The sequence below is a fragment of the Streptomyces sp. genome (assembly GCF_036566765.1).
In the GTDB taxonomy this organism is placed as follows: Bacteria; Actinomycetota; Actinomycetes; order Streptomycetales; family Streptomycetaceae; genus Streptomyces.
In genome coordinates this window covers 16,682-29,917 of the sequence record NZ_DATCVQ010000030.1, presented here as the reverse complement: position 1 = coordinate 29,917, position 13,236 = coordinate 16,682, and the positions used below count along the sequence as shown (strand labels likewise).

General features: G+C 71.7%; 14 protein-coding genes. 11 read left to right on the top strand and 3 right to left on the bottom strand.

The features are described from left to right. Positions 1 to 205: VOC family protein (locus VIU94_RS01535; protein WP_331906665.1), on the top strand; the 205-nt coding region annotated here is incomplete at its 5' end. A gap of 33 nt (positions 206 to 238) precedes the next feature. Here VIU94_RS01535 and VIU94_RS01530 read toward each other — a convergent pair. Further along, on the bottom strand, positions 239 to 1,444 hold the full coding sequence (locus tag VIU94_RS01530) for a saccharopine dehydrogenase family protein (RefSeq protein WP_331906663.1): 1,206 nt from the start codon (positions 1,442 to 1,444) through the stop codon (positions 239 to 241). 265 nt (positions 1,445 to 1,709) lie between these two features. On the opposite strand from VIU94_RS01530, the gene VIU94_RS01525 reads away from it, so the two are divergent. From VIU94_RS01525 to VIU94_RS01500, 6 genes are all read left to right on the top strand, one after another. Further along, positions 1,710 to 2,873, top strand: a complete 1,164-nt coding sequence (locus VIU94_RS01525) for a CaiB/BaiF CoA transferase family protein (protein WP_331906661.1) — start codon at positions 1,710 to 1,712, stop codon at positions 2,871 to 2,873. Further along, positions 2,870 to 4,012, top strand: a complete 1,143-nt coding sequence (locus VIU94_RS01520; protein WP_331906659.1) for an acyl-CoA dehydrogenase family protein — start codon at positions 2,870 to 2,872, stop codon at positions 4,010 to 4,012. The genes VIU94_RS01525 and VIU94_RS01520 overlap by 4 nt, the downstream gene beginning before the upstream one ends. A gap of 60 nt (positions 4,013 to 4,072) precedes the next feature. Then, a complete protein-coding gene (locus VIU94_RS01515; protein WP_331906657.1) occupies positions 4,073 to 5,287 on the top strand; it encodes an acetyl-CoA C-acetyltransferase in 1,215 nt (404 codons plus the stop codon). Between the two features lie 39 nt (positions 5,288 to 5,326). Next, positions 5,327 to 7,522, top strand: coding sequence for a 3-hydroxyacyl-CoA dehydrogenase NAD-binding domain-containing protein (locus VIU94_RS01510; RefSeq protein ID WP_331906655.1), 2,196 nt, complete (start codon positions 5,327 to 5,329; stop codon positions 7,520 to 7,522). Positions 7,523 to 7,621: 99 nt separating this feature from the next. After that, the gene (locus VIU94_RS01505) at positions 7,622 to 7,969 is read left to right on the top strand and encodes a hypothetical protein (RefSeq protein ID WP_331906653.1); all 348 of its coding nucleotides are present in this window, start codon (positions 7,622 to 7,624) and stop codon (positions 7,967 to 7,969) included. Then, positions 7,966 to 8,850 (top strand): hypothetical protein, encoded by an 885-nt coding sequence (locus VIU94_RS01500; protein WP_331906651.1) that lies wholly within the window; start codon positions 7,966 to 7,968, stop codon positions 8,848 to 8,850. Before VIU94_RS01505 ends, VIU94_RS01500 begins: the two co-directional genes overlap by 4 nt. Here VIU94_RS01500 and VIU94_RS01495 read toward each other — a convergent pair. After that, positions 8,847 to 9,599, bottom strand: coding sequence for a MerR family transcriptional regulator (locus VIU94_RS01495; RefSeq protein ID WP_331906649.1), 753 nt, complete (start codon positions 9,597 to 9,599; stop codon positions 8,847 to 8,849). The two genes, VIU94_RS01500 and VIU94_RS01495, sit on opposite strands and share 4 nt — an antisense overlap. A gap of 151 nt (positions 9,600 to 9,750) precedes the next feature. Between VIU94_RS01495 and VIU94_RS01490 the strand changes: the two genes are divergently transcribed. The 3 genes from VIU94_RS01490 to VIU94_RS01480 all read left to right on the top strand — a co-directional run bounded on the left by VIU94_RS01490 (position 9,751) and on the right by VIU94_RS01480 (position 11,377). Next, entirely contained in the window at positions 9,751 to 10,335 is a 585-nt protein-coding gene (locus tag VIU94_RS01490; RefSeq protein ID WP_331906647.1) for an SUKH-4 family immunity protein, read from the top strand. Then, a complete protein-coding gene (locus VIU94_RS01485) occupies positions 10,332 to 10,814 on the top strand; it encodes a macro domain-containing protein (protein ID WP_331906645.1) in 483 nt (160 codons plus the stop codon). Before VIU94_RS01490 ends, VIU94_RS01485 begins: the two co-directional genes overlap by 4 nt. Before the next feature lie 95 nt (positions 10,815 to 10,909). After that, on the top strand, positions 10,910 to 11,377 hold the full coding sequence (locus tag VIU94_RS01480) for a hypothetical protein (protein ID WP_331906643.1): 468 nt from the start codon (positions 10,910 to 10,912) through the stop codon (positions 11,375 to 11,377). 79 nt (positions 11,378 to 11,456) lie between these two features. Here VIU94_RS01480 and sph read toward each other — a convergent pair whose 3' ends face one another. Continuing rightward, positions 11,457 to 12,500 (bottom strand): sphingomyelin phosphodiesterase, encoded by a 1,044-nt coding sequence (gene sph, locus VIU94_RS01475; RefSeq protein ID WP_414720864.1) that lies wholly within the window; start codon positions 12,498 to 12,500, stop codon positions 11,457 to 11,459. 129 nt (positions 12,501 to 12,629) lie between these two features. Here sph and VIU94_RS01470 point away from each other — a divergent pair, with 129 nt between their 5' ends. Continuing rightward, positions 12,630 to 13,118 (top strand): F0F1 ATP synthase subunit B family protein, encoded by a 489-nt coding sequence (locus tag VIU94_RS01470; protein ID WP_331906639.1) that lies wholly within the window; start codon positions 12,630 to 12,632, stop codon positions 13,116 to 13,118. Positions 13,119 to 13,236: the final 118 nt, after the last annotated feature.

Below are 13,236 nucleotides of genomic sequence, written 5' to 3'. Positions count from 1 at the left end.
CGACCACCGGCCGCCGGTCTGGGGCGACGCCGCCCGCCCGCAACAGATCCACCTCGACGTGGACGTCGCCGACCTGGACGCCGCCCACGCCGAGGTGCTCGCCCTCGGCGCGAGCCTGCTCGACGACGGCGGCGCAGCCCGTTCCTGGCGCGTCTACGCCGACCCGGCCGGGCACCCGTTCTGCCTGGTCCGCCATCGGAACTGACCGGCTCCTAGGCCGTGTCTGTGTGTCAGACACCTAGCGCGCGTCGGCCACCCGGAAGCGGATGCCCGCCGCGCGCAGCCGGGCGATCAGCGCGTCGCCCATGGCCACCGCCGTGGTGACCTGGCCCGAGGTGTTCGGCAGCGGGTCGAAGGCGAGGGAGAGGGCGGCCTCGGCGAGCATCTTCGCCGTCTCGTCGTAGCCCGGGTCGCCGCCGGAGACCTCGGTGAAGACGCGGCGGCCGCCGCCCTCGCCGACGAAGCGGACGGTGAACCAGCTGCGCGCCCGGCGCTCCGCGCTCGGACCCTGGCCCGGCTCGTAACGGCTCATCAGCCAGCGCCGCACCGGGGGGAGTTGGGCCGCGCCCACGCTCGCGCCGACCACGGCCGCGCCGCCCAGTGCCATCGGCAGCGTACGGACCGAGGCGTACTGGCGGTAGCGGAAGTCCGGGCCGTACCGCTGCAGCGCCGCCGCCGAGCGTGCGACGACCTGCGGGTCGAGCGTGGGCATCGGCAGCGCCCAGGCGCCGGTCTCGGCGCTGAACCGGGGCCCGCCGAGCTGGGTCCGGGCCCGGCGGCCGACCAGCCGGGGCTCGTGCAGCCGCCGCTCGTGCGCGGCCCGCAGCATCTGCCGGCCGCGTCCCATCGCGGTGAGCGCGGACGCGAACGTCCCGCCGGAGAAGATCGCGCCCGCGCGGACGAACCCGTCGATCCGCAGCGGCACGTCCTCCGGCAGCTGCTGCACCGTGTAGTACACGCCCAGGTCGTACGGCATCGAGTCGAAGCCGCAGGCGTGCACGATCCGCGCGCCGGTCTCGCGGGCCCGCGCGTCGTGCCGGACGTATGTCCGGTCGACGAACTCCGCCTCGCCGGTCAGGTCCAGATAGTCCGTGCCCGCCTCGGCGCAGGCGGCCACCAGGCCGTCGCCGTACCAGACGTAGGGACCCACGGTGGTGGCCAGCACCCGCGTGGACTCGGCGAGTTCGCGCAGCGAGTCGGCGTCCTCGGCGTCGGCCCGCAGCAGCGGCAGCTCGGCGCAGTGCGGCCACCGGGCGGCGAGCCGCTCGCGCACCGCCTCCAGCTTGGCGGGGCTGCGCCCGGCGAGCGCCCAGCGGCAGTCGTCGGGCGCGTGCTCGGCCAGGTACTCCGCGGTGAGTTCGCCGACGAATCCGGTCGCTCCGAAGAGCACGACGTCGTATGTCCGCCCGCCGCGCTCCGCCGCCGTCCCGTCCCCTGTGTCCATCCGGCCCTCGCCCTCGCCTTTCGCTGCGACCCGCCCCGCGCGGTCGATAGGAGGCGGAGCCTAGCGGTCCGTCGGCGGCGGTCGTCGGGGTGGTCCCGCATCCATGCGGTCCCGGACACCGACCGGTCGGTGTCCGGGACGGACCCCGACCGGCCGGCTCCAGAGATTTCTGAGCGCTTGCTCGGCGTAGACCCTTGTGCGGAGTGGAACACGTTCCTAGCATCGCTGGTGTTACATCAGTTGTGTCACAAAGCCTGGGGGCCTGATGGCAGCGACAGCGAACGGCGGCGACGGGCCGCTCTCCGGCGTGCGCGTGGTCGAACTGGCGGGCATCGGCCCCGGCCCGTTCGCCGCGATGCTCCTCGCCGACCTCGGCGCCGACGTCGTCCGCGTGGACCGCCCCGGCGGCGCGGGGCTCGGCGTCGATCCGGCGTACGACCTCACCAACCGCAACAAGCGCTCCGTCCTCGTGGACCTCAAGGCCGAGGGCGGCCCCGCGACCGTGCTCGACCTGGTCGAACGCGCGGACATCCTCGTCGAGGGCTACCGGCCCGGCGTCGCCGAGCGCCTCGGCGTCGGCCCCGAGGAGTGCCTGGCCCGCAACCCGCGACTGGTCTACGGGCGGATGACCGGCTGGGGCCAGGACGGCCCGCTCGCCCCGACCGCCGGCCACGACATCGCGTACATTGCCGTCACCGGCGCGCTCGGCATGATCGGCCCGGACCCGGACGGCCCGCCGACCGTCCCCGCCAACCTCGTCGGCGACTACGCGGGTGGCTCGCTCTACCTGGTCGTCGGCGTCCTCGCAGCGCTCCAGCACGCCCGCGCCCACGGGACCGGCCAAGTCGTCGACGCCGCGATCGTCGACGGGACCTCGCACCTCGCCACCATGATCCACGGAATGGTGGCGGCGGGCGGCTGGCAGGACCGGCGCGGGGTGAACCTGCTGGACGGCGGCTGCCCCTTCTACGGCACGTACGAGACCGCCGACGGCCGGTACATGGCGGTCGGGGCCCTGGAGCAGCAGTTCTACGACGAGTTCGTCCGCCTGCTCGGCATCGAGGACCTCGCGCCCGCCCGCAAGGACTTCGCCCGCTGGGGCGAGCTGAAGGACGCCGTCGCCGCCCGCTTCCGCACCCGGACCCGCGACGAGTGGACCGCCGTCTTCGAGGGGACCGACGCCTGCGTCGCCCCCGTCCTCTCGCTCCGCGAGGCCCCCGCGCACCCGCATCTCGCGGCCCGAGGCACCTTCGTGGAGCACGGCGGTCTCACCCAGCCCGCGCCTGCCCCGCGCTTCTCCGCGACCCCCGCCGCCGTGCGCAGCGGGCCCGCGATGCCCGGCGCGGACACCGCCGCCGTCGCCCGCGACTGGTCCGTTCCCTCGCTCGCCGACCACACCGACGCCGCCGCCCAGGAGTCCGCCGAATGAAGCGAAAGATCTACACCGCCGACCATGAGGCGTTCCGCGAGACCGTCCGCACCTTCCTCGCCAAGGAGGTCCTGCCGCATTACGAGCAGTGGGAGAAGGACGGCATCGTCGCCCGCGAGGCCTGGCGCGCGGCCGGCCGCCAGGGCCTGCTCGGCCTCGCCGTCCCGGAGGAGTACGGGGGCGGCGGCAACGCCGACTTCCGGTACAGCGCAGTCCTGTCCGAGGAGTTCACCCGGGCCGGCGCGCCCGGTCTCGCGATCGGGCTGCACAACGACATCATCGGCCCGTACCTGACCTCGCTCGCCACCGACCAGCAGAAGGCCCGCTGGCTGCCCGGCTTCTGCAGCGGCGAGGCCATCACCGCCATCGCCATGACCGAGCCGGGCGCGGGCTCCGACCTGCAGGGCATCCGCACCGCCGCCGAGGACCGCGGCGACCACTGGGTGCTCAACGGCTCCAAGACCTTCATCTCCAACGGCATCCTCGCCGACCTGGTGGTCGTCGTCGCGAAGACCACCCCCGAGGGCGGTGCGCACGGCCTGTCGCTGCTGGTCGTCGAGCGCGGCATGGAGGGCTTCGAGCGCGGCCGCAACCTCGACAAGATCGGGCAGAAGTCCCAGGACACCGCCGAGCTGTTCTTCAAGGACGTGCGGGTCCCCAAGGAGAACCTGCTCGGCGAGCTGAACGGCGCGTTCATCCACCTGATGACCAACCTGGCGCAGGAGCGGATGGCCATCGCGGTCGCAGGCATCGCCGCCGCCGAGCACCTCCTGGAGATCACCACCGCGTACGTCAAGGAGCGCGAGGCCTTCGGCCGGCCGCTCTCCCGGCTCCAGCACATCCGCTTCGAGATCGCGGAGATGGCCACCGAGTGCGCCGTCACCCGCACCTTCCTCGACCGCTGCATCGAGGACCACGCGAACGGCGAGCTCGATCATGTGCACGCCTCGATGGCCAAGTGGTGGGCCACCGAGCTGCAGAAGCGGGTCGCCGACCGCTGCCTGCAGCTGCACGGCGGTTATGGGTACATGACCGAGTACCCGGTCGCCCGGGCCTTCACGGACGGCCGCATCCAGACCATCTACGGCGGCACGACCGAGATCATGAAGGAGATCATCGGCCGCTCCCTGCTCGGCTGACCGCCAGCCCCTCCGCCTCCCCGTCCCCCTCTGCCTCCCGAAACTCCCGAAAGGCGTCCCGTGAGCACCGAAGCGTACGTGTACGACGCGATCCGCACCCCGCGCGGCCGCGGCAAGGCCAACGGCTCCCTGCACGGCACCAAGCCGATCGACCTGGTCGTCGGCCTCATCCACGAGATCCGTGACCGCTTCCCGGACCTCGACCCGGCGGCCGTCGACGACATCGTCCTGGGCGTCGTCGGCCCGGTCGGCGACCAGGGCTCCGACATCGCCCGGATCGCGGCCATCGCCGCGGGCCTGCCCGACACCGTCGCCGGCGTCCAGGAGAACCGCTTCTGCGCCTCCGGTCTCGAAGCCGTCAACATGGCCGCGATGAAGGTCCGCTCCGGTTGGGAGGACCTGGTCCTCGCGGGCGGCGTGGAGTCCATGTCCCGCGTCCCGATGGCCTCCGACGGCGGCGCCTGGTTCGCCGACCCGATGACCAACTTCGACGTCAACTTCGTCCCGCAGGGCATCGGCGCCGACCTCATCGCCACCATCGAGGGATTCTCCCGGCGCGATGTCGACGAGTACGCCGCGCTGTCCCAGGAGCGCGCCGCCGAGGCCTGGAAGGACGGCCGCTTCGACCGCTCCGTCGTGCCCGTGACCGACCGCAACGGTCTCGTCGTCCTCGACCACGACGAGTTCATGCGTCCCGGCACCACCGCCGACTCGCTCGCCCGGCTCAAGCCGTCCTTCGCGGACATCGGCGACCTCGGCGGCTTCGACGCCGTCGCGCTGCAGAAGTACCACTGGGTCGAGAAGATCGACCACGTCCACCACGCGGGCAACTCCTCCGGCATCGTCGACGGCGCGTCCCTCGTCGCCATCGGCTCGAAGGAGGTCGGCGAGCGGTACGGGCTGACCCCGCGCGCCCGGATCGTCGCCGCCGCGGTCTCCGGCTCCGAGCCGACGATCATGCTCACCGGCCCCGCCCCGGCGACCCGCAAGGTCCTCGCCAAGGCCGGGCTGACCATGGACGACATCGACCTGGTCGAGATCAACGAGGCCTTCGCCGGCGTCGTCCTGCGCTTCGTCAAGGACATGGGCATCAGCCTCGACAAGGTCAACGTCAACGGCGGCGCGATCGCGCTCGGCCACCCGCTCGGCGCGACCGGCGCGATGATCCTCGGCACCCTGATCGACGAGCTGGAGCGCCAGGACAAGCGCTACGGCCTGGCCACGCTGTGCGTCGGCGGCGGCATGGGCATCGCCACGATCGTCGAACGCGTCTGACCGTCCGTCCTGTTCGAACCTTCTTCGGAGACACTCCACATGACTGAGAGCACCACGATCCGCTGGGAGCAGGACGAGACCGGGATCGTCACCCTCGTCCTCGACGACCCCGACCAGTCCGCGAACACCATGAACCAGGCTTTCAAGGACTCCATCGCGGCGATCGCCGACCGCGCCGAGGCCGAGAAGGACTCGATCCGCGGCATCGTCTACACCTCCGCCAAGAAGACCTTCTTCGCCGGCGGCGACCTCAAGGACATGATCAAGGCCGGTCCCGAGGACGCCCAGCAGATCTTCGACGCCGCCACCGGCATCAAGCGCTCGCTGCGCCGGATCGAGACCCTCGGCAAGCCCGTCGTCGCCGCGATCAACGGCGCGGCCCTCGGCGGCGGTTACGAGATCTGCCTGGCCAGCCACCACCGCGTCGCCCTCGACGCGCCCGGCTCCAAGATCGGCCTGCCCGAGGTAACCCTCGGCCTGCTCCCGGGCGGCGGAGGCGTCGCCCGCACCGTACGCCTCATGGGCATCACCGACGCGCTGCTCAAGGTCCTCCTGCAGGGCACCCAGTACAACCCGAAGCGCGCCCTCGACAACGGCCTGGTGCACGAACTGGCCGCCACGCCCGAGGAGATGATCGCCAAGGCCCGCGCGTTCATCGACGCCCACCCCGAGTCGCAGCAGCCGTGGGACGTCCCCGGCTACAAGATCCCCGGCGGCACTCCGTCCAACCCGCGCTTCGCCGCCAACCTGCCCGCCTTCCCGGCGAACCTGAAGAAGCAGCTGAACGGCGCCCCGTACCCGGCCCCGCGCAACATCCTGGCCGCCGCGGTCGAGGGCTCCCAGGTCGACTTCGAGACCGCGCTCACCATCGAGGCCCGGTACTTCACCGAGCTGGTCACCGGCCAGACGGCGAAGAACATGATCCAGGCCTTCTTCTTCGACCTGCAGGCCGTCAACTCCGGAGCCAGCCGCCCCAAGGGCGTCGAGCCCCGGACGGTTCGCAAGGTCGCAGTCCTCGGCGCGGGCATGATGGGCGCCGGCATCGCGTACTCCTGCGCCCGCGCGGGCATCGAGGTCGTCCTCAAGGACGTCACCGCCGAGGCCGCCGAGAAGGGCAAGGCGTACTCCGAGAAGCTCTGCGCCAAGGCCGTCTCCAGGGGCCGCACCACCCAGGAGAAGGCCGACGCCCTGCTGGCCCTCATCACCCCGACCGCCGACCCGGCGGACGTGGCGGGCTGCGACGCGGTGATCGAGGCGGTCTTCGAGAACCCTGAGCTCAAGCAGAAGGTCTTCAAGGAGATCCAGGACATCGTCGAGCCCGACGCGCTGCTGTGCTCCAACACCTCGACGCTGCCGATCACCCTGCTCGCCGACGGCGTCTCCCGCCCGGCCGACTTCATCGGCCTGCACTTCTTCTCGCCGGTCGACAAGATGCCGCTGGTCGAGATCATCAAGGGCGAGCGCAGCGGCGACGAGGCGCTGGCCCGCGCCTTCGACCTGGTCCGGCAGATCAAGAAGACCCCGATCGTGGTCAACGACTCGCGCGGCTTCTTCACCTCCCGGGTCATCGGGCAGTTCATCAACGAGGGCGTGGCGATGGTCGGCGAGGGCGTCGAGCCCGCGTCCGTCGAGCAGGCCGCGGCGCAGGCCGGCTACCCGGCGAAGGTGCTGTCGCTGATGGACGAGCTGACCCTCACCCTGCCCCGCAAGATCCGCAACGAGACCCGGCGGGCGATCGAGCTGGAGGGCGGCACCTGGCTCGAGCACCCGGCCGAGGCCGTGATCGACCGCATGGTCGACGAGTTCGACCGCACCGGCCGCAGCGGCGGCGCGGGCTTCTACGACTACGACGAGAACGGCAAGCGGGCCGGGCTGTGGCCGGGGCTGCGCGAGCACTTCGGCGGGGACGGCGCCGCGTCGGACGTCTCCTTCGAAGACATGAAGGAGCGGATGCTCTTCTCGGAGGCGCTGGACTCGGTCCGCTGCCTGGAGGAGCAGGTCCTCACCTCGGTCGCCGACGCCAACATCGGCTCGATCATGGGCATCGGCTTCCCGGCGTGGACGGGCGGTGTGCTCCAGTACATCAACGGCTACGACGGCGGCGCCGGGGTAGGGGTCGGCCTCCCCGGCTTCGTCGCGCGGGCGCGCGAGCTGGCGGAGAAGTACGGCGAGCGCTTCGAGCCGCCGGCGCTGCTGGTGGAGAAGGCGGAGCGGGGCGAGGTCTTCACCGACTGACGTCTCGTCCGATCGGGCGGAGGGCCCGGACCCGCAGGTGTGGGGTCCGGGCCCTCGGCCTGCCCGGCCCCTACGCTCACGAGCGATCAAGGAGGTCGGATGCGGAAGAAGACCGGTCGCTGGGTCCGGGTCATGACGCTCGCCCTGCTGGGAGCGTGGAGCGCCGCTCTGCTCGTCGGGTGCGACTCCGGCGAGTCCGAACCGGAGGAGTCGCCGTCGCCGTCGGTGGTGACGGAGACGTCGGAGGAGCCCTCGGAGGAGCCGGACGGCGATCCGAACGCCACTGAGGACACTGAGCCGACGGGGAACGGCGAGCAGGGGATCTCGTCGCCGCCGCCCCCGCCGACGGACACCGACGGCGGCGAGCAGACCCCGAAATCGAACCCGAGCCTCACGCCGCTCGCGCCTGAGCCGCAGGACAAGTCACCCGAGCCCGCCGGCACGTGAGCGAGCCTCAGGAGCACCCGCCGCACGAGCCGGAGGCGACGCGGCCGGCTCAAGGGGCCGATCGGGACAGCCCCACCGCGCTCCTCAAGATCGTGATCGCGCAGGGCACGTTCATCGCCGCGCTCCTGTTCTACCTGGGGGCGATGTACACCAGCACCTACTACGGGTACTTCCACATCGCCTTCAGCACGCTCCGTCTGGGCTTCGGTGAGCTGGCGACCCAGAGTCTGGCCGTGCTGAAGCTGGAGGTCCTGGTTGCCGCCGGGGTGATCGTGCTGATCGTGGCCGGGCCATGGATCCACGCCCGAACCCGGCCGACCCCATCGAGGGCCGAGGTCCTGGCGGGCCGTGGGTTCGTCCCCGTCGTGGCCGTCGGTATCGTGCTGCTTGCCCTGTGGACGAAGATCGAGCCGTACGGCTGGATCGCCCCCATGATCATCGCGTTCGGTCTTCTCCTGAGCCAGCTCCGGGACTCCGAGGGCCGACGGCCGGAAGGACTCCGGCGCAGGGCGCTGCCGGTCCTCGCCGCCGCGATCTTCGTCTTCTGGGGGCTCACGCAGGTCACCGTGGACACCGCCGAGCGGGATGCCGCCTCCCGTGCCCGAAACGTCGCCAAGTGGACCGGTGTGGTGGTGCTCAGCAGCCACAAGCTGGCGATCCCGACGCGCCCGACGGGCACGGTCACCGAGGAGGACCTACCCAGCGGGTGGCTCCACCGCTACCGCTACACCGGACTGCGCCTTCTCCTCGAACGCGACGGCCGGTACTACGTCGTCCCTCTCGGATGGGATGTCCGCCGGGACGCGATCTACATCTTCCGGGAGAGCGACGCCGTCTGGATCGGCCTGACGCCCGGCACCGTGCCGAAGCTGCTCGGCTAGGACCCGTCCGTCTCCGCGCCGAACGCCGCCCGCAGCTCCTCGCTCAGCGACCGCTGGAACGCCGTCACCAATGCCTGGATCACGATCGGCTGCATGTGCGCGGAGAGCGACTTCATCGCCGCGACGTGGTCAGGGTCCTCCTCCCGTTCGCGGTACGGGCTCCAGACCTCCTCCCGGAACAGCCGCGACAGCTCCTGCGCAGCCTGCCGCGCGTGGTCGAGCAGGACCGTGCGGGAGGCGAGGATCGTCTCGTGGGCGATGGGCACGTCCAGGAGCTCGACGCCGAGCCGCAGCAGCCCGCCGTCGAGCCGGAAGACCTCCGGGTCCGGGCCGCGGTCGAGGACGCCCATCGCGGCCAGCCGGTCGACGTCCGCGTCGGACAGCGCCCGGCCCGCCCGCCGCTCCAGCTCCCGCCGGTCGATCTTCTCGGCGGACTCGGGGGCCCACGAGGCCACCAGGGCCCGGTGGATCGCCAGATCCTGGGCGCTCAGGTCGGGGGGCAGCTGCTCCAGGTACCGTTCGATCGCGGCGAGGGTCATGCCCCGGTGCTGCAGCTCCTCGATCAGCGCGAGCCGGGACAGGTGCTCGGGGCCGTAGTGGCCGACCCGCCGCGGGCCGATCACCGGCGGCGGCAGCAGGCCGCGGGTGCCGTAGAAGCGCACGGTGCGCACGGTCACGCCCGCCCGGGCGGCCAGCTCGTCGACCGTGTACGTCGGCGACGGCGGCTGCTCCTCGGTCCCGGTTGCCATCTGCGGCGCCTCGCTCTCCGTATCGCCCAGGTGCAACAGTATTGCTGTCTCATCGGCGTTGTAAAAGCCCTGCAGCCCCGGCCTGTGATCGGCCATGCGATTGACTGGGGCCGGCAGGGACCGAACGACGCGTAACTCATGGGGGCACGCAGTGACGAGTAGCGACATTCCGCGGATACCGGACGCGGGGTGGCTGGAGGAGAGGCTCGGCGAGGGCTCGCTCTGGCGGCCGGACGAGGCCGGGCTGCCGGCCGAACTGACCGATGCCGAGTCGAGGGAGTTCCTGCTGACAGTCGGCTTTCCCGCCGTCAACCTGCACGTCGTAGGTATCGACACGACGCACCTGCGCGACGAGGACGGCTTCGAACCGCTCGATTCCGACGAGATCTACGGGCGCCGCTACCCCGACGACGACTCCCCGCCGAAGGACTTCTCCCTCACCGTGGCCCTCTGGGGCGACCAGCATCTGATGCTCGATGCGGCGGACGGTGGCATCACCCACTACGACCCCAACGGGTGGGACCACGGGGACGGGTGGCAGGGGCCGGCCGCCCATTCCCTTCCCGCGCTCGCCGTGCTCCTCGGTCTGATCGCCGAGTCGGCCGACGCCGTGGATGCGGACGACGACGCCGAACGCGCCGCCGCGATCACCGATCTGCGGGAGCGCATGGCCGGCCAGGACTTCTACGTGGTCGATTCCGCGTTCTGGGACGAGATCTTCGAGCAGCTGGCATGACGGCGATCACGTACGTACGGGGGGACGCGACCGCGCCGCAGGGCAAGGGCGTCAAGATCGTCGCGCATGTCTGCAACGACCTGGGCGGTTGGGGGAAGGGCTTCGTCCTGGCCATCTCGCGGCGCTGGCCGGAGCCGGAGGCCGCGTACCGCCGCTGGCACCGCGAGCGGGCGCGGAACGACTTCGGGCTGGGGGCTGCGCAGTTCGTGCAGGTCGGCCCGTACCTCTGGGTGGCGAATCTGGTGGGGCAGCGGGGGATCCGTACGGGCCGGAGCACCGGGGTTCCGGTCCGGTACGAGGCGATCGACACGGCGCTCGGCGCGCTGGCGGAGAAGGCGGCCGAGCTCAGCGCCTCCGTGCACATGCCGCGGATCGGCTGCGGGCTCGCGGGCGGGAAGTGGTCGCGGGTCGAGCCGTTGATCGAGGAGCGGCTGGTGGCGCGGGGGATACCCGTGACCGTGTACGACTTCGGGGACTGAGGGCGGGCGAGGGGCGACCCCCGCGCGGGGTTGTCGGCGGCAGCCGCTAGAGTCACGTGCTTGTTCGAATCTGGGGGACGAGTACGAGGAGGGGCATGTACGCGCAACTCAGGGAGACCGCGGGGGAGTTGGCCGGTCTTCTGTGGCGGGAGCACACCGTGTACCGGGAGCGCGGTGGCGGTGTGGTGATCCGGGGCGAGCACGTCCGGCGCTGGATCAGCCTCGCGCCGACGGGCGGCAAGGACCGGGCCCTGGTCCGGGCCGGACGCCTCCTGGACGGCGGCACGACCGCCCCGGCCCGCTCCGAGGTCGTCGTCGACCTGTCCGCCGGTACGACGGAGCTGGCCGCGGTCTGCCGCCGCCTGCTCGCCGACGTCACCGCGGCGGCCGACGAGCAGCGCCCCGACCCGAGGGCCGGCGCGAAGCCCTCCCGCACCCCCCGCCCCCGCCCGCCGCGCCCCCGCAAGACCCGGCACACGAGCGCCGGCTCGTGGCTCGTGCTCCTGTGCGTCGCCGGGGTCATCGGGCTGTACGTCTACAGCATGTACGGCGTGTACTGGTAGACCCTGGTTTCTGCACAGCAGCGCGAAAGACCGGGACCCCCACACGGGTCCCGGCCCTCTCTCGCGTCGTGCCCTCAGATCACTGACCGGAGGCCACGACCGGGTAGTGGTCGCTCAGGTTGGTGTACGTGTACGCCTTGCCCCAGCTGTAGACGGTCCAGGGCGTGGTGCTCTCCTTGACCACGTTGTTCGTCCAGTTCGCCGGGCGGGCGTGGCCCGTGCGGTGCAGGACGTAGTCGAGGTCCTCGCGCGGGTCGGTCGGGTACCGGTACGAGGCGATCGAGTTGTCCTGCGTGTCGAAGGAGTACGGGTGCCCGGTCCGGGCGTCCGTACCGGCGACGTCCAGGTCGGCGAGCATCGTGGCGTACTCCGGCGTGCGGGAGTCCACGTTCATGTCGCCGGCCAGGATCACCTGCTCGTTCGCCGGGATGTTCTTGGCGTCCAGGAAGGCGTCCATCGCCTTGAACTGGCGGCTGCGCATCTGCGCCGCCTCGCCCGCCGAGCAGCCCGGGTCGGTGGACTGCGCGTGGGTGCCGACGACGTGCACCTTCGTGCCGTTCACGTCGAGCACCGTGTAGACGAAGCCCTTGTTGGAGTACCAGTCGGCGCCGCAGGCGTCCTTGTATACGTACTGCTCCTTGCGGACGATCGGCCACTTGCTGAGGATCGTCACGCCGCCGTCCTCCGGCGTCGTCGACGAGTACGCGCCGCTGGTGGCGTCCCAGCCGGTCTTGCTGCGGCCCATGACCGGGGTCTGGTACGGGTACTGGCTCGCGGCGTTGGACTTGAGCGCGTCGGAGGTGGAGTTGTCGAAGGCCTCCTGGATCACGACCACGTCGTTGCCCTTGAAGAAGGACGCGGCCGGGATGGCGGCGGCCCGGTGGTCCTGGCCCCAGTTCGGGTACAGGCTCTTGCTGAACAGGAAGGTGTTGTAGGTGAGCACCTTCAGGCTCGGCGTCGCGGCGGCCTGAGCCGTCTCGGCGGCCGAGGCGGCGGGCGCGGTCGCGGCCAGGGTCGCGGCGGCGAGCGCCAGCGACAGGGCTGCGCCGGGGACGCGGCGGAGCGGGCTGAGCGGCACATGAACTCCCGTGAAAGTGGGGGTGGGGGATTGGCGCGGCCACATCAAATCAGCCGTAGTTACCTTCCGGTAGCCATTGGGAGGCGGGAATCTTGCGGACCCGGCACGAACTCGACAACTCTGTCGCCCGGCTCGCGTGCCGAGCCCTTTTTCCGAGCGGGTAAGATGCCGCGCATGACCCTCGCGCAGAACTCGAAGATCTTCGACATGGACCTCGGTCCGCTCAACCCCGTCACCGCGGAGCTGATCCTCGGTGTCGTGCTGTTCGGCCTGACCTTCCTCTTCCTCGCGAAGGCCGTCCTGCCGAAGATCTCCAAGACCCTCGCCGACCGCGAGATGGCCATCGACGGCGGCAACGAGAACGCCGAGGACCTGCGCGCCGAGGCCGCCGACGTCCGCGCCCAGTACGAGGCCGAGCTCGCCGAGGCCCGCCACGAGGCCGCCCGCATCCGCTCCAAGGCCCAGGAAGAGGGCGCCATCGCCATCGCCGCCGCCCGCGCGGAGGGCGTCGCCGAGCGCGAGGCCATCCTGGCCGCCGGCCACGAGCGCATCGCCGCCGAGCGGGAGGCCGCCGAGCGCGAGCTGAACGCCGACGTCGACGCCTGGGCGCACGCCCTCGCCGGCCGCATCGTCGGCGAGCCGGTCGGCGCCGACCGCGCCTGACGCAGCGCGCCTGGCGCAGCACCGATCCGCACCGGGAGGGGGCGGGGGCCACGGGCCCCCGCCCCCTCCCGGCATATGGCAGCCTGGTCAGAGGGGGGTGTCCACCGGAGCACCGGCC